The organism is Microbacterium sp. Root553 (genome assembly GCF_001426995.1).
Classification (GTDB): Bacteria; Actinomycetota; Actinomycetes; order Actinomycetales; family Microbacteriaceae; genus Microbacterium.
Window position 1 is genome coordinate 1,710,334 of the sequence record NZ_LMFY01000001.1, and the last position, 18,741, is coordinate 1,729,074.

Annotated in this window: 17 protein-coding genes; 6 read left to right on the forward strand and 11 right to left on the reverse strand. The window is 69.2% G+C overall.

Annotated features, from left to right (window positions below; all coding sequences use genetic code 11):
• Nucleotides 1–45: 45 nt before the first annotated feature.
• Genes ASD43_RS07910 through ASD43_RS07920 form a run of 3 tightly spaced genes read right to left on the reverse strand, consistent with a single transcriptional unit; the run spans nt 46 to nt 3,174 of the window.
• The gene (locus ASD43_RS07910; RefSeq protein ID WP_056415754.1) at nt 46–918 is read right to left on the reverse strand and encodes a carbohydrate ABC transporter permease; all 873 of its coding nucleotides are present in this window, start codon (nt 916–918) and stop codon (nt 46–48) included.
• Nucleotides 915–1,898 carry a carbohydrate ABC transporter permease gene (locus ASD43_RS07915; protein ID WP_056415757.1) on the reverse strand — a complete coding sequence of 328 codons (984 nt, stop codon included), beginning with the start codon at nt 1,896–1,898 and terminating at the stop codon, nt 915–917. Before ASD43_RS07915 ends, ASD43_RS07910 begins: the two co-directional genes overlap by 4 nt.
• Nucleotides 1,879–3,174: an ABC transporter substrate-binding protein gene (locus ASD43_RS07920; RefSeq protein ID WP_056415761.1), complete on the reverse strand. Its 1,296-nt coding sequence runs from the start codon at nt 3,172–3,174 to the stop codon at nt 1,879–1,881. The genes ASD43_RS07915 and ASD43_RS07920 overlap by 20 nt, the downstream gene beginning before the upstream one ends.
• Nucleotides 3,175–3,341: 167 nt before the next feature.
• On the opposite strand from ASD43_RS07920, the gene ASD43_RS07925 reads away from it, so the two are divergent.
• Complete coding sequence (locus tag ASD43_RS07925) at nt 3,342–4,343, forward strand: LacI family DNA-binding transcriptional regulator (RefSeq protein ID WP_056415764.1); 1,002 nt, start codon at nt 3,342–3,344, stop codon at nt 4,341–4,343.
• Here the strand turns inward: ASD43_RS07925 and ASD43_RS07930 are convergent.
• Genes ASD43_RS07930 through ASD43_RS07945 form a run of 4 tightly spaced genes read right to left on the reverse strand, consistent with a single transcriptional unit; the run spans nt 4,288 to nt 8,428 of the window.
• A complete protein-coding gene (locus ASD43_RS07930) occupies nt 4,288–5,166 on the reverse strand; it encodes a PaaX family transcriptional regulator (RefSeq protein WP_056415768.1) in 879 nt (292 codons plus the stop codon). The genes ASD43_RS07925 and ASD43_RS07930 overlap by 56 nt on opposite strands.
• On the reverse strand, nt 5,156–6,409 hold the full coding sequence (locus ASD43_RS07935; protein ID WP_056415772.1) for a kynureninase: 1,254 nt from the start codon (nt 6,407–6,409) through the stop codon (nt 5,156–5,158). The genes ASD43_RS07930 and ASD43_RS07935 overlap by 11 nt, the downstream gene beginning before the upstream one ends.
• A 1-nt stretch (nt 6,410) precedes the next feature.
• Nucleotides 6,411–7,574 carry a hypothetical protein gene (locus tag ASD43_RS07940; protein ID WP_056415777.1) on the reverse strand — a complete coding sequence of 388 codons (1,164 nt, stop codon included), beginning with the start codon at nt 7,572–7,574 and terminating at the stop codon, nt 6,411–6,413.
• Nucleotides 7,574–8,428 (reverse strand): tryptophan 2,3-dioxygenase, encoded by an 855-nt coding sequence (locus ASD43_RS07945; RefSeq protein WP_056415780.1) that lies wholly within the window; start codon nt 8,426–8,428, stop codon nt 7,574–7,576. The genes ASD43_RS07940 and ASD43_RS07945 overlap by 1 nt, the downstream gene beginning before the upstream one ends.
• Nucleotides 8,429–8,546: 118 nt before the next feature.
• On the opposite strand from ASD43_RS07945, the gene ASD43_RS07950 reads away from it, so the two are divergent.
• Entirely contained in the window at nt 8,547–10,052 is a 1,506-nt protein-coding gene (locus ASD43_RS07950) for a glutamate-cysteine ligase family protein (RefSeq protein ID WP_056415782.1), read from the forward strand.
• A gap of 58 nt (nt 10,053–10,110) precedes the next feature.
• Here ASD43_RS07950 and ASD43_RS07955 read toward each other — a convergent pair whose 3' ends face one another.
• The 3 genes from ASD43_RS07955 to ASD43_RS07965 are packed head-to-tail and all read right to left on the reverse strand — an operon-like array spanning nt 10,111 to nt 13,085.
• Nucleotides 10,111–10,302 (reverse strand): hypothetical protein, encoded by a 192-nt coding sequence (locus ASD43_RS07955; protein WP_056415785.1) that lies wholly within the window; start codon nt 10,300–10,302, stop codon nt 10,111–10,113.
• 30 nt (nt 10,303–10,332) lie between these two features.
• Entirely contained in the window at nt 10,333–12,048 is a 1,716-nt protein-coding gene (locus ASD43_RS07960) for an amidase (protein WP_056415788.1), read from the reverse strand.
• Nucleotides 12,045–13,085: an agmatine deiminase family protein gene (locus tag ASD43_RS07965; RefSeq protein WP_056415791.1), complete on the reverse strand. Its 1,041-nt coding sequence runs from the start codon at nt 13,083–13,085 to the stop codon at nt 12,045–12,047. Before ASD43_RS07965 ends, ASD43_RS07960 begins: the two co-directional genes overlap by 4 nt.
• A gap of 93 nt (nt 13,086–13,178) precedes the next feature.
• Here ASD43_RS07965 and ASD43_RS07970 point away from each other — a divergent pair, with 93 nt between their 5' ends.
• Both ASD43_RS07970 and ASD43_RS07975 read left to right on the forward strand, forming a co-directional pair.
• Nucleotides 13,179–13,826 carry a TetR/AcrR family transcriptional regulator gene (locus ASD43_RS07970; protein ID WP_056415794.1) on the forward strand — a complete coding sequence of 216 codons (648 nt, stop codon included), beginning with the start codon at nt 13,179–13,181 and terminating at the stop codon, nt 13,824–13,826.
• 9 nt (nt 13,827–13,835) lie between these two features.
• Nucleotides 13,836–15,209, forward strand: a complete 1,374-nt coding sequence (locus ASD43_RS07975; protein ID WP_056415796.1) for a pyridoxal phosphate-dependent decarboxylase family protein — start codon at nt 13,836–13,838, stop codon at nt 15,207–15,209.
• A 26-nt stretch (nt 15,210–15,235) separates the two neighbouring features.
• On the opposite strand, the gene ASD43_RS07980 is transcribed toward ASD43_RS07975, so the two are convergent.
• On the reverse strand, nt 15,236–16,291 hold the full coding sequence (locus ASD43_RS07980) for an alpha/beta hydrolase (RefSeq protein WP_056415799.1): 1,056 nt from the start codon (nt 16,289–16,291) through the stop codon (nt 15,236–15,238).
• A gap of 78 nt (nt 16,292–16,369) precedes the next feature.
• Here ASD43_RS07980 and ASD43_RS07985 point away from each other — a divergent pair, with 78 nt between their 5' ends.
• The gene (locus ASD43_RS07985; protein WP_082539318.1) at nt 16,370–17,029 is read left to right on the forward strand and encodes a TetR/AcrR family transcriptional regulator; all 660 of its coding nucleotides are present in this window, start codon (nt 16,370–16,372) and stop codon (nt 17,027–17,029) included.
• Nucleotides 17,029–18,720: an MDR family MFS transporter gene (locus tag ASD43_RS07990; protein WP_056415802.1), complete on the forward strand. Its 1,692-nt coding sequence runs from the start codon at nt 17,029–17,031 to the stop codon at nt 18,718–18,720. Before ASD43_RS07985 ends, ASD43_RS07990 begins: the two co-directional genes overlap by 1 nt.
• Nucleotides 18,721–18,741: the final 21 nt, after the last annotated feature.

Here is an 18,741-nt window from a genome sequence, read left to right on the forward strand (position 1 = left end):
TCTTTCTCGTTCTCTTCGTCGTCGGCGATCGCGCGCTCGACGGGATCAGCCCTTGACGGCACCGGTGAGCCCTCCGACGATGCGCCGCTCGAACAGGCTGAAGAAGATCAGTGCGGGGATCATCGACAGCGACGTGAAGGCGAGCACCTTGGCGGTGTCGACGGAGTACTGCGACGCGAACGACTGCACCCCGAGCGGCAGGGTGAAGGTCGCGGCGTCGTTCAGGATGAACAGCGGCAGCAGATAGCCGTTCCAGCTGCCGATGAAGGCCAGGATGCCGGTCGTGATGACCCCCGGCAGCGACAGGGGCAGGACCATCCGCCAGAAGAAGCCGATGCGACTGCAGCCGTCGATGAACGCCGCCTCCTGGATCTCGTCGGGGATCGCCCGCAGGAACGGCACCAGGATGATGATCGTCGTGGGCAGCGCGAAGGCGATCTGGGGCAGGATCACCCCGCCGAGGGAGTTCATCAGGCCGAGGCTGCGCACCACGATGTACAGCGGGGTGATCGCCACGGTCAGCGGGAACATCAGTCCGGCGGCGAAGAACGCGTAGAGCACGCCTCGGCCCGCGAACCGGTATCTGGCCAGCACGTACGCCGCCATCAGCCCCAGTGCGACGACGCCCACGGTCGTCGCGAGCGCGACGATCGTCGAGTTCAGCACCTGGCGCCAGAAGATCCCGCCGGTGAGCACGTCGAGGTAGTTCCCGATGGCCCACGGCTGGGGCAGACCCGCGGGATCCGTGGTGATCTGCGCGTTCGTGCGGAACCCGCCGACGATGATGTACGCGATCGGCGCGAGCATCAGGCCCACGGCGATCAGCGCCACGAAGTACACCGTGGGGTTCGCCCAGGGAAGCCGCGGCCTGGACGGGCGTCCCGGACGCTGGGTGACGAGCACCGAGGTGGCGGTCATCGGACGGACTCCTTCTCGAGTTCCGGCGCGACCGGCGCGTCGGGGGTCGTGCGCGTGCGGGGCCGACCCGACGCTCCGGTGAGCGCGCCGTCGGTGTCCTTGCGAAGCACGGCGCGCTGGTAGACGAGCGCGACGACGAGCGAGATCAGGAACAGCACCACGGCGACCGCGTTGCCGTAGCCGAAGTTGCCGGCGTTGCGTCCCTCCGAGACCATGTACGTCGCCATGGTCGAGGTGCCCGCGGTCGAGGCGATGTACTGCCCCCAGATGATGTAGACGAGGTCGAACAGCTGCAGCGAGCCGATGATCGACAGGAACGCCCAGATGCGCAGTGTCGGGGCGAGCAGCGGCAGTGTGATCTGCCACTGGATCTGCCAGTAGGACGCGCCGTCGATGGCCGCGGCCTCGTGCAGCTCCTCGGGGATGCCCTGGAGTCCTGCGAGGAAGAGGATGACGGCGAATCCGACGTATTTCCAGGTGATGATCGCCATCAGGGTCCAGATCGCGATGTCGGGGTTCGAGAGCCAGTCCGTGGCGAGGAATCCCAGGCCGATCTTCTCGAGCAGGTCGTTGAACGCGCCGTTCGTCTGGAGCATCAGGCTCCAGCCGGTGCCCACCACCACCTCGGAGATCACGTACGGGACGAAGATCAGCACACGGATCAGCGACTGCCCGCGCATCCGCCGGTTCAGCAGCAGCGCCAGCGCGATGGCCGCGGGTCCTTGCAGCACCAGGGACAGGACGAGGATGAACCCGTTGTGCGCGAGCGCGTCGAGGAACAGCGGGTCCTGCACGATCGTGAGGTAGTTCTTCAGGCCGACGAAGTCGGTCGGCGGCCCGTATCCCTGCCAGCTGAAGAAGCCGTAGAACGCGGCCATCAGCACGGGGAAGATCACGAACGCGAGGAAGACGACCAGGGCGGGCCCGGCCAGAAGGATCACTTCCAGCCGGGCTCCTGCCTCACGCCTTCGCCGCGGCATCCTGAACGGCCTTGACGATGTCTTCGGGGGTTCCCTGACCGGCGAGCATGGTGACGACGGCGACGTTCAGCGCGTTGCCGACGTTCTGTCCGTAGACGGTGTCGAGCCACTGGGTCGCGTAGGGGGCGGAGTTGTACGCCTCGAGGATCGACTGGAGGTAGGGCTCGGTGACGGCCTCCTGGGCGACGGTGTTGACCGGCGGCGCGTTGAACGCCTGGTAGTACGCCGTCTGCACGTCGGAGGTGCCGAGGTAATTGAGGAAGTCGACGCAGGCGTCGGGCGCATCGACCGAGCAGGAGAAGCCGTCGACACCGCCCATCATCGAACCGGGCTCGCCCTCGCCGCCCTCGATCTCGGGGAACGGGAACCAGCTGAGATCGGCGAGCGGCTCCTCGTCAGGGGTCAGCGAGGCGATGACTCCGGGGTTCCACGCACCCATGAGCTCCATCGCGGCCTGGTGGTTCGCGATGAGGCCGGCGGAACTACCGGCGCCCTGCTGCGCGGGGGTGGTCAGGAAGCCGGAGTTGAACGGCTCCGTGGCGGCGAAGGACTCCAGGTCCTCCCCGGCGCGGATCCAGCACTCGTCGCTGAAGTCCATCTCGTCGGCGGCTGCGGCGAGGGTGTCGGAGCTGCACTCGCGCAGAGCCAGCCAGTAGTACCAGTGCGCCGCAGGCCACGCATCCTTCGCCCCGAGCGCGATCGGGTCGATGCCCGCGGTCTTGAGCGTGGCGGCCGTCTTCTCCAGCTCGTCGAGCGTGGTCGGGTTCTCGGTGATGCCCGCCTCGTCGAACAGATCCTGGCTGTAGAAGAGCCCGCCGGGCAGCACGGCGACCGGCATGGCGTAGATCTTGCCGTCGAGGCTGTTGGCGGAGTACGCGGCGTCCGGGATCTCGTCCGCGGCCGCACCCGTGATCTCGTCGGTGAGGTCCTTGAGCTGCCCGGCCTTCACCATCGCGGCCATCTTGCCGCCGCCGCGCTGCAGGAAGATGTCGGGGGCGTCGCCGGAGTTCAGCGCGGTCTGCAGCTTGCCGTCGAGGTCCTCGTTCTGCACGGACTGGATCTCGATCGAGACGCCCGGGTTGTCGGCCTCGAAGTCGGCGACCGTCTTCTCCCAGAACTCCACGCCGGGTCCGGTGGTCGAGTTGTGCCAGAGGGTCATGCTGGTGTCGCCGCCGTCACCGGTGCCGGATGCGTCTGCCGTGCAGCCCGAGAGGGCAAGCGCTCCCACGGCCAGGACGGTGACCGCGGAGGCGAGGGGGAGCCTTCTGCTGTTCATGTGATCGTTCTCCTCATCGAGAGTTGCGCACCGCGTCGCTGCGGGCGCCTGCGGACGCTCGGGGGTGAGACCGCAGTGGGATGCAGTCTTCTGCCGTGCTCGAAGGGCGTCAAACGTTTTCGAAAACAGTTTCCATGCGGGAGCGCGCGGGGCTACGCTGGCGTCTCATGGGGGCTCGCACCACGATCCACGACGTCGCTCGGGCGGCCGGGGTGTCGGTGTCGACGGTGTCGAAAGCGGTGAACGGCCGATACGGCATCGCCGATGCCACCGTGCAGCGGGTCCTCGACGCCGTGAAGGATCTCGGATACGAATCGAGTCTCGTCGCGAGCAGCATGCGGGCCCGCCGCACCGGGGTCATCGGTGTGCTGCTGGCCGACTTCGAGCCGTTCAGCGCCGAGATCCTCAAGGGCGTCGGCACCGCCGTGCACGACACGGCCTTCGACCTGCTGGCCTACAGCGGCTCGCACCGCGGCGCGGGGGACGGCTGGGAGCGACGCTCGTTGAGCCGGCTCTCCGGCACACTCATCGACGCCGCGATCCTCGTCACCCCGACCGTGGTCAGCGCGGGGACCGAGATCCCGGTGGTCGCGATCGACCCGCACACGGGACGCGCCGATCTTCCGACGGTCGAATCCGACAGCTTCGGGGGAGCGCTCACGGCCACCAGGCACCTGATCGGGCTGGGCCACCGCCGCATCGGCTTCCTCGCCGGGCGCCCCGACCTGCGTTCGGCAGGACTCCGAGACGCCGGGTACCGGCGGGCACTGGCCGACGCCGGCATCGTCCTCGACCCGTCGCTCATCGGCATCGGCCGCTACGAACTGGACGCGACCAGGGAGTCCGCGCGGGTGATGCTCAGCGCGACGAACCGTCCGACGGCGATCTTCGCCGCCAACGACCTGTCGGCGATCGCGGTGATCGACGTCGCCCACGAGCTCGGACTGCGGGTGCCGGCGGATCTTTCGGTGATCGGCTTCGACGACGTGCCCGAGGCGACCCGCCGAGCGCTCCCGCTCACCACGATCCAGCAGCCCATGCGCCGGCTGGGGTCGGTGGCGGCGGAGATGGTGTTCACGCTGCTGTCGGGGCAGGCGATCGACGAGATGAACGTCATCCTGCCGACGCGTCTCGTGGTGCGGGCGACGACGGCGCCGCCGTCGCGGTGACCTCGCGCACTCGCCGCCACGCGGCATCGGCCAGCGCTGCGGACAGCCGGGTGAACTCCGCCACGCTCGCGCCGCCGGGCCAGTCCTCCGGCAGCATCGACGGCGGCAGGCCGGGGTCGAGATAGGGCAGCACGCGCCAGCTGTCGATCAGGCGCACGTACCCCGCGAAGGGGTCGTCGGGGAGTGCCGCGAGCGCCGACTGGAAGGCGAGGTGCTCGGCACGCAGCGCATCGAGATCCCACCAGGCCGCGGCGGCCTCGTGTGGCGTACTCGCCATGACCGGACTGTGCGCCTGGAACAGCGTGACCCAGGGGTGCGCGTCGAGATCGGCGACGATCTGCCAGGCCTCGTCCTGCAGGTGACCGGGGCAGATCCAGAGAGCGGGCGACACCACCCCCGCGCCGATCCAGTGCAGTCGGCGGCGCAGCTGATGGCGCACACCGCGGGCGCTCTCGGGGATCGAGAACGAGATCAGGCACCAGCTGTCCGCATCCGTCATCTCGCGCATCTCGAAGATGCGGCGGTCGCCCCGCTCCAGCATCGTCGTGGCCGCCGGGTTCAGGCGATATCCGACGGCGTGCCGACGCTCGGCCAGCAGCAGGCCCTTCTGCTTGAGCCGGGTGATGCCGGTGCGCGCCTGCGCGGCGGGGATGCCGAGGTCGTGGGCGAGCGCGATCAGATCGGCCGTGGAGACCCACTCTCCGAGCGGACGCAGATACAGGCCGATCAGCGTGCGCAGCAGCGAGGCGGTGCTGCCGGGGCGCGCATCGATGTCGTCGAGCACCGCGTCGTCGACGACCCGACGACCGGGGTCAGCGCTCATGCGACTCCAGGGCATCCCGCACCGCGAGCACGCCGGTGATCGTCTCGACGTGCGAGGTGCTGAGGGGCGACAGTCCCAGGCGGATGCCGTCGGGAAAACGGAAGTCGGGGATGATGCCCTGCGCCCACAACCGCTGCGTCACCGCGCGGAAGTCGGGGTGCCCGATCGTGACGTGTCCGCCGCGAAGGGCGGAATCCCGAGGGCTCAGGAGGCGCACGCCCAGGGGTGCGAGAGCCGCGTCGTAGGCGCGGACGGCGAGATCGGTCAGCGAGACCGACTTCTCGCGGACGCCCTCGATCGTCGACAGCTCGAGGAGGTCGAGCATCCCCTGCATGGCGAGCATCGAGGTGATCGGGGGTGTGCCGCTGAGCAGCTGGCGGATGTCGCCGGCCGGCACATACTCAGGGCCCATCGCGAAGATGTCCGCCGCACTCCACCAGCCCTGGATCGGCTGGCGCAGCACGCCCTGGTGGTCGTGGCGCAGGTAGGCGAACGCCGGAGAGCCGGGTCCGCCGTTCAGGTACTTGTACGTGCATCCGACCGCCATGTCGACGCCCCAGGCGTCGAGCTGCATCGGGATGACGCCGGCCGAGTGGCAGAGGTCCCACATCATCAGCGCACCCGCCTCGTGCACAGCGGCGGTGATGCCGGGCATGTCGGCGAGCGCCCCGGAGCGATAGTCGACGTGGCTGAGCGACACGAGCGCCGTGCGCTCGGAGATCGTGTCGCGCACATCGGCGATCTGCACTCCGCGCACGGGGTCGGGCTCGATCCACCGCACGGTCATCCCCGTCTCGGCTGCGACACCGGCGGCCAGGAAGCGGTCGGTGGGGAAGTTCCCGGCCTCGATCACCAGTTCGGTGCGGGTGGCGTCGGCGGTCGCGGCGGCCCGCATCAGTTTGTAGATCAGCACGCTGGTCGAGTCGGCGACGACCGTCTGACCGGCTGCGGCGCCGAGTGTCAGGGCGCCGATCCGGTCGCCGAGCTCCATCGGCAGCGCCATCCACTGCTCATCCCAGGAGCGGATCAACCGCGTGCCCCAGTCGTCGCGCACGAACGCGGCGAGCTTCTCGGGGATGTCGCGCAACGGGCGACCGAGAGAGTTCCCGTCGAGGTATGCGTCGACGCCCGGTGCGTCGGCGAACGCGTCGAGGTGCCTGCGCAGGGGGTCTGCGGCGTCGAGGGCGCGGGCTTCTTCGAGAAGTGCCGTCTCGAGACGGGCGGAATCGCGGGGGTCGGTCATGTCACACCTTCAGATCGGCGGGGGTGAGCGGGCGGGCGGAAGACGGGGTCGCGGTGACGTCGGCAAGGTGCAGCAGCACGGATGCGGGGTCGCGGGGGTCCTGTGGGGCGAGGGAGCGCAGCAGGTCGTCGCCGTCGATGCCCGCGTCACGGAGGGCGTCGAGCTCGGCGGGGTTCAGCCCGACGGGCGTCGGGCCGTTGCCCATGTCGGTGCCGTAGAGCACGGCGCCGCAGGCGGCATGGAAGCGGCGGACGTTGTCGACCGCCGTGGCGAGCGTGTCACCGTCATGGATGGAGAGCGTCGAGATCCAGGCGACGGATGCGGCCTGCGCCGCGATCTCGGAGTCGTCGAGGCGCTCGGTGAAGGGTGCGTGAGCCTGACGGGTGGCGCCGAGGCGCGCGACGCGCTGGGCCTCGCCGGAGCCCTGGGCGTGGGCGACGACGGGGAGTCCGCGGCCGGAGGAGGTCTCGACGATCGCGCGGAACAGGTCGTCGGCGAAGACGGGCCCGGCGTCGGCGTTGCTCGCGACCTTGATGAAGGATGCTCCGGCATCCGCCATCTCGGCGACCGCCGCGTGCGCCGTCTCGGCGTCCGCGAACTCGCGGAATGACCCTGCAGGTGCCCAGTTGCGGTCGCTCGGATACCCGCCGACCGGCGTGAGGAACGCGCCCGCGAAGTCGATCGCGACGCGGTGGGGGGCGCGTTTCGTCTCGCTCCGCTCGCTCAACGAGCGGGTGCTGTCGCCTTCCCGGTCCGCGAGCGTGCAGGCGTCGGCGTGGTCGCCCTCCTGGTCCGCGAGCGTGCCGGTGGGGGCGCGTTTCGTCTCGCTCCGCTCGCTCAACGAGCGGGTGTCCGTGTCGTCAACACCCCGCTCGTTGAGCGAGGGAGCGCCAGCGACCGAGACGAAACGCGCTGCGGCCAGTGCGGCGATGGCCTCCGGGGTCGCGCCCAGATCCACCACGCGTCCGAGCGTCGAGCGGCCGAGAAGGGTGTGGTCGACGAGCTGCAGGTGCACGTGGTGGTCGGTGAAGCCGCCGATGATCACGCCGTCGAGACGAGGCACGCCGGGCGCGGGACGCTCGTCGCGCAGCAGCATCCGTCCGTCGATCAGTTCGACGATGCCCTCGCGCCATCCTTCGCCGTCGAAGAAAGTCGCGGCGTGCATCAGCTGCCGATCTCGGTGCGGACGGTGTAGAGCTCGGGGAAGAACGTCAGATCGAGGGCGCGCTGCAGGAACCCCACTCCGCTCGACCCCCCGGTGCCGACCTTCATGCCGATCGTGCGGGCGACGGTCTTGAGGTGGCGGAAGCGCCAGAACTGGAAGTTGTCCTCGAGGTCGACGAGGTCTTCGCAGGCCTCGTAGAGGTCCCAGTGCTGCTGGTGGTTCTGGTAGATCTCGCGGATCGCAGGCACGAGTTCGGGCGTCTCGCGGTAGGGGAGGCGCACGTCGCGATCGAGGATCTCGGATGGGATCGGCAGCCCGCGGCGTGAGGCGTAGCGCAGAAACTCGTCGTAGAGCGTGGGCTTGTTCCACTCGGCGGTGAGCAGCGCGAGGTTGGCGGGATGGTCGCTGAAGACGCTCAGCATCTTCTCGTTCTTGTTGCCGAGCGCGAACTCGACGGCGCGATACTGCACCGACTGGAAGCCCGAGGAGTTGCCGAGCGCGCCGCGGAACTGCGCGTACTCGGTGGGCGTGAGCGTCGCGAGGATCGCCCACTGCTGGGTCATGACGTCCTGGATGCGCTTGACGCGCGCGACGCGCTTCAGGGCCTCGCGCAGATCGTCGCTGGCGAGGAGCTCGCGGGCGGACGACAGCTCGTGCAGCAGCTGCTTGAGCCACAGCTCGGTGGTCTGATGCTGGATGATGAACAGCAGCTCGTCGTGGTGCTCGGGCACGCTGACCGGGTTCTGCGCGGTGAGCAGCTGGTCGAGCGACAGGTACGACCCGTAGGTCATCCGGCCGGACAGATCGGTGACGATGCCGGCCTCGAGCTCGCGCTCGTTGTTCTCGGTGCTCATGGGTCGCTTCCTGTCGTGACGGACACGGCAAACATATAACAATCATGGCGAGCGTCACAATAATGAAATATGGAGAGCCTTCCTCGACGAGGCGGCGCACGGTGGATACCGTCGGCGTATGGGCGACAGCATCGAGGCGCGGACGTTCACGCGCCAGGACCGCACGCAGTTCCGCGCCAAGGCCGAGCGGTGTCTCGAGGCCCTGGCATCCATGCTGGCGGACGGCCGATTCTCCGCCGTCGACGCCCCGGATTCGCAGCTCGGTCTGGAGATCGAGCTGAATCTGGTCGACGAGCAGGGCGCACCCGCCCGGGGGAACGACGCGGTGCTCGAGGCGATCTCCTCGCCGGCGTTCCAGACCGAGCTCGCGCGCTTCAACGTCGAGATCAATGTGGCCCCGCGGCCGATCGGAGACGGGCATCTGCAGGAGCTCGAGACCGTGCTGCGCGGCTCGCTCGATGTCGCCGATCGCCGGGCGCGGTCGGCCGGCAGCAGTCTGGTGATGATCGGGATGCTCCCGACGCTCGACGAGACGCACTTCACCGAGCGCTGGTTCTCGGCAGACCCTCGATACAGCCTGCTGGGTCAGCAGATCCTCTCGGCGCGGGGCGAGGACATCGAGCTGCAGCTCGACGGCGTCGCCCTGAACGATGACCGACCCGTCGAGCGGCTCGCGATGGTCTGCGACACGATCCTGCCCGAGGCCGCATGCACCTCCGTGCAGCTGCATCTGCAGGTCGCACCGGAGTCGTTCGCCGCGTACTGGAACGCGGCGCAGGCGATCGCCGGTGTGCAGGTGGCGCTCGCGGCGAACTCCCCGTTCTTCGCGGGCAAGGCGCTGTGGCACGAGACGCGGATCCCGATGTTCGAGCAGGCGACCGACACCAGGCCGCAGGAGCTGAAGAATCAGGGCGTGCGTCCGCGCGTCTGGTTCGGCGAGCGATGGGTGACGTCGATCTTCGACCTCTTCGAGGAGAATTCGCGGTACTTTCCTGCGCTGCTGCCGGTGTGCGCGGAGGAGGATCCCTTCGAGGCGCTGGCCGAGGGGCGTGCACCGGAGCTCGCCGAGCTGCGCATGCACAACGGCACCGTCTATCGCTGGAACCGCCCGGTCTACGACGTCGAGGGCGGGACCGCGCATCTGCGTCTCGAGAACAGGGTGCTGCCGGCGGGGCCGAGCGTCGTCGACGTGGTGGCGGACGCCGCGTTCTACTACGGCCTCGTGCGCAGCATGGCCGAGGCGGATCGTCCGATCTGGACGCAGATGACCTTCGACGCCGCGGCCGAGAACCTTCAGGCCGCGGCCCGCGGCGGCATCGACTCGCGGCTGTACTGGCCGGAGGTCGGCGGGATCAGCCCGAGAGAGCTGGTGCTGCGACGACTGCTGCCCGCGGCGGCCGAGGGATTGGACGCGTACGGCGTCGACCCCGAGGTGCGTGATCGGTATCTGGGCATCATCGAGCAGCGATGCCTCACGGGACGCAACGGCGCCGTCTGGCAGCGGGAGAACGTCGCGGCTCGCGAGCGCGCCGGCGCGTCACGGCCCGAGGCGCTGCACGGCATGCTCGCGGACTACCTGGAGCGGATGCAGGCCGGCGAGCCCGTGCACACCTGGACGCACTGACACCCGCCCAGAACGGGAAGACGAACAGCGCGAAAGGAATCGCTCCGTTGTCCATGGGTCAGAGCAGACCGTGGGGCAGGGTGTCGCGCTGGTGCTTGCGCACATAGGTGCGCGCGCTGCGGCCCGCGTGGATCACGGTCAGGCGGTCGACCATGACGCGGATCAGCAGGTTGATACCCGCCACGATGAACCAGGCGAGCGCGAACAGCGCGGGACCGAACAGGATGTAGAAGATCAGCCCGCTGTCCATGCGCTCAGAGTAGACCCACGCCCGAGCGCGTCACAGCCTCGGCGTCCGCGGCGGCGGCGTGCGCCGCGCGCCGGGAGCGCCGATCGTCTCGAACGCCGCAGCGAGACGCAGCAACGCGGAGTCGTCGTAGGCGCGGCCGGCGAACGTCAGACCGATCGGCATGTCGATGTCGGACATGAGGCCCATGGGCACCGTGACGGTCGGGATGCCGAGGTGGCGCACGGTGAGGTTGCCGTTGGCGATCCACGTGCCGTTGCGCCAGCCGAGGTCGGCCGAGGCCTCGTTCACGTCCATGTCGGCGGGGCCCACGTCGGCGACGGCCGGGAAGACGACGGCCTCGAGCTCGTGCTCGTCCATCCACTCCTCGAGGTCGACGCGACGGGTCTCTTCGAGTCCGCGCAGTCCGTCGGGGAGCTCGGCCAAGTCCTCGAATCCGACGCCCGGATTCGCACGCACCCAGCCCGGGTACTCGGCGATGTCGTCATCGAACCCGGTGTAGCGGTCGGGGAGTGCTCCGTCGGGATGCGGGAAGATCGATGCGCCGTCGACCTGCGCGAGCGTGTGCAGCCGCGGGTCGCCGTTCGCCTGCAGGAAGTCCTCCCAGCCCCACGCCGACAGGTCGACGATCTCGCGCTGCAGGTATGCCGGCGACACGAGTCCGCGCGTCGCGATGGTGGGGGCGCCCGGACGGTCGCCCTCGTAGTTCGACACCACGGGGAAGTCGACTTCGACCACCGTCGCTCCGGCGGCCTCGAGGTCGCGGCGGGCCGCCTCCCAGCGCTCGATCACCGAGGCGCGGGTCTCGATGCGCTGCCCGGTGGGGCCGCCGATGCCGGGCGCGTCGGCGGTGCCGGCCTCCGGATCCGCGTTGATGTACATGCGCGGGATGCCGATGCGCACGCCGCGGAGGGCAGCCGTCGCATCGACCGTCAGCGCCGGATACGACTCGGGCCGTACCTCGGAAGACACGGGCAGCGTCACCCACGGCTGGGCGCGCCAGAAGTCGCCGCGCACCTCGGCATCGTCGGCGACGATCACGTCGAGGACCTCGAGCAGGTCGGCCATGGTGCGGGCATGCGGCACGACGACGTCCATGGTCGGCACGAGAGGCCAGTTGCCGCGGGTCGAGATCACCCCGCGGGAGGGCGTGTAGGCGCAGAGGGCGTTGTTCGTGGCGGGACCGCGGCCGCTCGACCAGGTCTCCTCGCCCAGGCCGAACGCCCCGAGACTCGCGGCCGTCGCCGTGCCCGACCCGTTCGACGACCCCGATGCGAAAGGTGCGGTGAGGAAGCCGGGGTTGTACGGACTCTCGGCGCGGCCGTAGACACCGCGCTGCATTCCGCCGTTCGCCATCGGGGGCATGTTGGTCAGACCCAGGCAGATCGCCCCGCCCGCACGCAGCCGCTCGATCGTGAACGCGTCGCGCTGGGCGACCAGCTCGGCGAAGGCGGGGCTGCCGGCGGCGGCGGTGAGTCCGCGCACCAGGTAGCTGTCCTTCGCGGTGTAGGGGATGCCGTCGAGCGGTCCGCGCACGGCGCCGCGCGCACGCCGTGCATCCGCCGCCTCGGCCTCGGTGCGCGCGTCGGGATTCGCGACCACGACCGCGTTCAGCGCCGTCGCGGTGTCGGGCCCGTCATAGGCGGCGATGCGCGCGAGGTACGCGTCGACGAGCTCGACGGCGGTGGCGGTTCCGGTCTCGAGCGCTCGCCGCAGATCGGCGATGGAGGCCTCGACGACGTCGATCATGAGACACCGCCGATGCGCGGCTGCTGCTGGGTGATGCAGTGGATGCCGCCGCCGCGATCGAAGAGCGGGCGGGCGTCGACGGTGACCACGCGCCGACCGGGATAGGCGTCGGCAAGGATCTCCCTGGCAGCCGCATCGGCCGTCGCGTCGCCGAAGCCGCAGGCGACCACGCCGTCGTTCGTCACCAGGTGGTTGACGTAGCTCCAGTCGACCGGGCCCTCGTCGTCGCGCAGGGTCGACGGCGCGGGGAGGTCGATGATCTCGAACGCGCGGCCCGCGGCATCCGTCTGCTGTGCGAGGTGCGCGCGCAGCTCGCGGGACACGGCGTGGTCGGGGTGGTCGGGATTCTGCTGGTCGTGCAGCAGCAGTCGGCCGGGAGAGGCGATCGTGGCGACGATGTCGACGTGCCCGTTCGTGCCGAAGTCGTCGTAGTCGCGGGTGAGTCCGCGGGGCAGCCACACGGCCGTCGTCGCGCCGATCGTGCGGGCCATCTCGGCCTCGACGCGCTGCCGGTCGGCGAAGGGGTTGCGTCGCGGGTCGAGCTGCACCGTCTCGGTGAGCAGCACGGTGCCCTCGCCGTCGACATGGATGCCTCCGCCCTCGTTGACCAGGGTCGAGCTCACCCGCTCGGCACCGACTGCCCCCGCGATGATGCGCGCGTGCTGCGCCGCCTTCTGCCAGCGCGCCCACGCGGGGGCGCCCCAGCCGTTGAAGATCCAGTCGACCGCGCCGAGCACGCCGGGGCGTTCGTCGTCGACCACGAAGGTGGGGCCGGAATCTCGCATCCAGAACTCGTCGACCGGCGCCTCGACGATGTCGATGGCGCGGCTCAGCATGCGCCGGGCGCGGGAGACCTCGGCCGGATCGACGATCATCGTGACCGGTTCGAATTCGGCGACCGCGTGCGCGACCTCGGTCCAGGTGGCATAGCCCTCGTCGCGCTCGGACGCCGTCTCGCCCAGGGTCGGCCCCTCGGCGGGGAAAGCCATCCAGGTGCGGTCGTGCGGTGCCGTCTCTGCGGGCATGTGCCAGGCCATGATTCGTCTCCCTCGCTGTCGATCCCTCTGTCGAGGCTGCGGAGCCGTGATCGCTATTGAACACGTGATCAACGAGTGATACGGTAGCCCGTGATGAAGACCACGTCAAGAGCCGCCGCGCCTCGCCGGCTGCCGCCCGAGGAGCGCGAGCGCTCGATCCTCGACGGCGCCGTCTCGCTCGCCGGCGAGAGCGGACTCGAGGCGCTCACGGTGCGCGCCGTCGCCGCCAGGGTCGGGGTCACGCCTGCGCTCGTGGCCCACTACCGCCCGGTCATGGAATCGTTCGTCGCCGAGGTCTTCACGACGATCGTCTCCGCCGAACGCGACGAGGCCATCGCCTCGTACGACGACGGGGTCGACCTGCGCACCAACCTGCTGCGGCTCATCGAGACGCTGCTCGACGACTCCCGCGACGACGTCGCCATGGTGTGGGTGCAGTCCTGGGCGCTCGGCGCCCGCAACGAAGCGCTCGGTGCACGGGTGCGCGCCGAGATGGACCTCTGGCACAGCGCGCTCGAAGACCTCATCGCCCGCGCCGCCGCCGAGGCCACCGACATCAGGGTCGACCCCGCATCCTCCGCGTGGATGCTGCTGGCCATGGTCGACGGCATGAGCGCGCACTCGCTCGTGCATTGGGCACCCCGCGACCGCACCGATCTCGCCCGCCGCACTCTCGCCGCCGTGCTCGACGCCCCGTCCACGACCACGACCCCCATATCGCCCGCAGGAACCCACAGTTAGGGACAGCTCATGGGAGCAGAACGCATGCACGCGGCCTCGGCCGAATCGACGGCGATCGTCGACGCCGTGCTCGACTACTCGCGACGACGGATGCTCGCGGCCGACGTGCCGCTCGACAAGCCGCAGTCCCCGGCCGAGCTCGACCGTCTCGTCGGCACCACCATCACCGACGGCGGTCTCGGATCGCAGCGGGCACTCAGCGTGTTCGAGCACATCCTCGCGCCCGCGTGTCTGACGACGAGCCACCCGTCGTACCTGTCGTTCATCCCGACCGCGCCGACGATCGCCTCCATCGCCTTCGACCTCGTGGTCTCGGCATCCGGTCTCTACGGCGGGAGCTGGCTCGAGGGAGCCGGCGCCGTCCACGCCGAGAACGAGGTCCTCTCGTTCCTCGCCTCCGAGTTCGGGCTCCCCGACACGGCCGGCGGCGTCTTCGTGCAGGGCGGCACGATCGGCAACCTGTCGGCGCTGGTCGCGGCCCGCGAGGCCGCGAAGGTCGCACTGCTCGAGGCGGGCAGAGAGCTGCCGCGTCGGTGGAAGATCGTGTGCAGCGTCGAGGCGCACTCCTCGAACAAGTCGGCCGCGAAGGTCATGGACGCCGATGTGGTGCTCGTGCCTGCCGGCCCCGACGGCGTGCTGCGCGCGGATGCCGTGCGCGAGGCGCTGCGCGAGTACGGCGACGAGATCTGCGCGGTCGTGGCGACCGGTGGATCGACCAACTTCGGCATCGTCGACGACATCGCCGGCATCGCCGCTCTCAAGGACGAGTTCGACTTCTGGCTGCACATCGACGGGGCCTACGGGCTCACCGCGATGCTGGCTCCCGAGGCGCGGGGCGTCTTCGCCGGTGTCGAGCGCGCCGACTCGGTGATCGTCGATCCGCACAAGTGGCTGTTCGCCCCGTTCGACTGCTGTGCGCTCATCTACCGCGATCCCGATGCAGGGCGCCGCGCGCACACGCAGCACGCCGAATACCTCGACACCCTCACGGATGCGGGGGACTTCAGTCCGTCCGACTACTCGATCCAGCTGACGCGCCGCCCGCGCGGACTGCCGCTCTGGTTCTCCCTCGCGACCTACGGCGTCACCGCCTACCGCGAGGCCGTGAGCGCGACGCTCGCTCTCACCCAGCGCATCGCCGCCGAGATCGCCGCGCGTCCCGAACTGCGTCTCGTGCGCGATCCGCAGCTGTCGGTCGTCGTGTTCGAGCGGGAGGGCTGGGAGCGCTCCGACTACGACCGCTGGTCCGACGAGCTGCTCGACTCGCAGCGTGCGTTCGTGGTGCCGAGTTCGCACGGAGGGCGTCCGAACACCCGCTTCGCGATCCTCAATCCGCTCACGACGTTCGACGACCTCGTGGGCATCCTCGACACGATGAAGTAGGCAGGGCGCTCCTATCCGCCCAGACCTCAGCGGGTCGTGTGCGTGTGCAGGAAGTCGATCGTCTGCTCCAGCGCCGTCTGCGCGTCGGGCATGTCGAGGTGGAACTGATACTCGTGCGGAAGAGCCGGCTCGTGGGGCGCCGGCCAGAACAGGGTCGTGACCTCGACCCCCAGTGCATCGAGGCGCTTGGCCATCGGGATCGACTGCAGCCAGGTGAGTCCGTCGCCGTTCCCTCCCGAGATGTACGTCGTCGGGAAGTCGGCGGTGACCCAGTCGACTGTCGACATGGTGGATCCGGTCGAATCCTCGGCCCAGGTCTTCGTGCCCGCGTATGCCCACATCGACGTCTTGAGCCCCCAGCCGGCGATGCCGTCGAGCTGGGCGAGCGCGGCGAGGTCGTAGACGCCGCAGTTCAGCACGGTCGCCACGACCTGTTCGGGCGTCAGCGACGGCGTGATGTCCAGGATCTCGGCGTAGTCGGTGCTGGTGATCAGCGTCGCCATCTGACTGGCGAGCTGTGCGCCCGCCGAGTCGCCCGCGAGCACGATCCGGGTCGGGTCGACGCCCAGCTCCTCGGCGTTCTCGTCGATGTATGCGAGGGCATCGTTGAGCTGGTGGACGGCGAGCGGATACACGCCCTCCGGGCCGATCGTGTAGTTGACGGCGATGGTCGTGTACCCCTCGGCGGCGAGGATGCGCAGGTACGGATCGACGTTCTCCTTCGACCCGGAGATCCAGGCGCCGCCGTGGATCCACACGACGGTGGGCAGTGGGCCGCTGGCCGATGCCGGGGCGAAGACGTCCATCGTCGTGTCGGCGCCCGCGTCGCCGTAGGCGACGTCGAGCTGCTCGGTGAGCTTCGTGTCGGGCACATGCCGGTCCATCTCGGCGGCGGTGTCGTCTCCGCCCTTCGTGAACACCGCGCGGATCACCATGGCGGAGGGCCAGGGGGTGATCGCGCCGACGGTGGCGATCACCGCGGTGACGGCCACCACGAGTCCCACGGCGATCTTCGCCCGGTGCCACGGGCGCCGGGCCCTCTTCGGGTGTTCGGACTCTTCGGCGTGCGCGCTGCTGTTCACGGAAACCCCTCCTTGGAGATCAGTGTGCCAGTACTCCTTTCAGTGCACTCCAAGGTTGAGAGTGCAATATTGCACTCTATGAACGACAGTGCAGGTTCACTGCGAGATCTCCGCAAGCGCGAGACCATCCGCTCGCTGACCGACATCGCGCGACGACTCACGGTCGATCACGGCTTCTCGGGTTTCACGGTCGAAGACGTGTGCGCGGAGGCCGGCATCTCCCGTCGCACCTTCTTCAACTACTTCGAGAGCAAGGAGAACGCGGTCTTCGGCTTCACCGAGATCGATCCACGGCTGCTCGAGCTCGACGAGGAGTTCGTGACGATGGAGGGCGACCTGCTCGACGACTTCGTGGGGATCATGCTCCGTCGGTGGGCATTGCTCGACCCGCTGTCGGATGCTCCGGCGCTGATGTCGGTCATCGAGAACGAACCGCGACTGCTGCGAGGCGCCTTCGAGCGGCTGGCCGAGAACGAGAGACGCGACGTCGCGCTGATCGTCCGCCGCGTGGGGGAGAGTGAGACGCTGCGCGCCGAGGTCGTCGTGCACATGACCGGCGCGCTCGTGCGCATGGCCGTGGACCAGCTCCTCCACCACCACTCCACGGAGTCGATCGACGAGCTCGTCCTGCGACGGCTCGACATCGCGCGTACCGCGTTCGCGACAGCGCCCGACTCCGCAGCTCTCCCCGCATCCGCGCAGAACTCCGCACCGACCTCCGCCCCGAAAGAAGACTGATGTCCGCCACCGCCACCACGGACGCGCCGTTCCTGCTCACGAAGCGCCGCATCTGGATCATCTTCAGCGCCCTCATCGCCGGGATGCTGCTGTCCAGCCTCGACCAGACGATCGTCTCGACCGCGATGCCGACCATTGTCGGCGAGCTCGGCGGGGTCGACCACCAGGTCTGGATCACCACCGCGTATCTGCTCGCGACCACCATCGTGATGCCGATCTACGGCAAGTTCGGTGACGTGCTCGGGCGCCGCACCCTGTTCCTCGTCGCGATCGCCCTGTTCACGCTCGCGTCGGTCGGCTGCGCCTTCGCCGGCGATTTCTGGACGTTCGTCGTGTTCCGCGCACTGCAGGGTCTCGGCGGCGGCGGTCTGATGATCCTCTCGCAGGCGATCATCGCCGACATCGTGCCGGCCAACGAGCGCGGCAAGTACATGGGGCCGCTCGGTGCCGTCTTCGGCCTCTCGGCGGTCGCCGGTCCGCTGCTCGGCGGATTCTTCGTCGACCACCTGACGTGGCAGTGGGCGTTCTACATCAACATCCCCGTCGGCATCGCGGCCTTCATCATCGCGCTCGTCGCCCTGAAGCTGCCGAGCAAGAAGGCCGAGAAGCCGATCGACATCTTCGGTGTGATCTTCCTCTCCATCGCCACGACCTGCCTCATCTTCTTCACCGACTTCGGCGGCGACAAGGAGTTCGGCTGGTCGTCGACGGCCACCTGGGCGTGGGGTGCGGGGCTGATCGTCGCTGCCACCGCGTTCGTGATCACGGAGTCGCGGGTGCAGGACCCGATCATCCCGCTGAGCCTGTTCCGCAACCCGATCTTCATCAACGCCACCGCGATCGGCCTCGTGCTCGGCATCGGGATGTTCGCCGCGATCGGCTTCGTGCCGACCTTCCTGCAGATGTCGTCCGGCACGTCGGCCGCCGAGTCCGGACTTCTCATGATCCCGATGATGGTGGGACTGATCGGCACCTCGATCTTCTCGGGCATCGCGATCTCGAAGACCGGCAGGTACAAGATCTACCCGATCGTCGGCACGATCCTCACGGGGATCGCCATGGTCTCGATGACCACGCTCTCGGCGGACACCCCGATCTGGCTCATCTGCGCCTTCCTGTTCGTGTTCGGTGCCGGACTCGGTCTGATCATGCAGGTCGTCGTCCTGGTCGTGCAGAATGCGGTCCCCTCTCACGAGATCGGCACCGCGACGAGCACGAACAACTACTTCCGCGAGGTCGGCGCCTCGCTCGGCACCGCCGTGTTCGGCACGCTCTTCACGACGCGTCTGACCGAGAACCTCGTCGGCGTGTTCTCCGGCGCCGGAGCGTCGGCCGACGATGCGGCGCAGTCGGCCGCGACGATCGATCCGGCCACCCTCAATGCGCTCCCCGACGAGGTGCGCGACGGCATCGTGACCGCCTATGCGGATGCTCTGGCACCCGTGTTCTGGTACCTCGTGCCGTTCATCGTGCTGGCGCTCGTGCTCTCGCTCTTCCTGAAGCAGATCCCGCTCTCGGATCAGGCCGGTCTCGTGGCCCGCGGTGAGGCGATCTCGGGCGAAGAGGCGGAGCGGCTCGAGGCCGAGCAGCGGTTCGGGTCGGGCGCCGGCGCGACGTCGACGGCCACGCGACCGAAGACGGCGACCGGAGGCACCGACGACAGCGGTGACGACGGGCAGACGGATCGCTGACGGCATCCGCCGACGCTGACG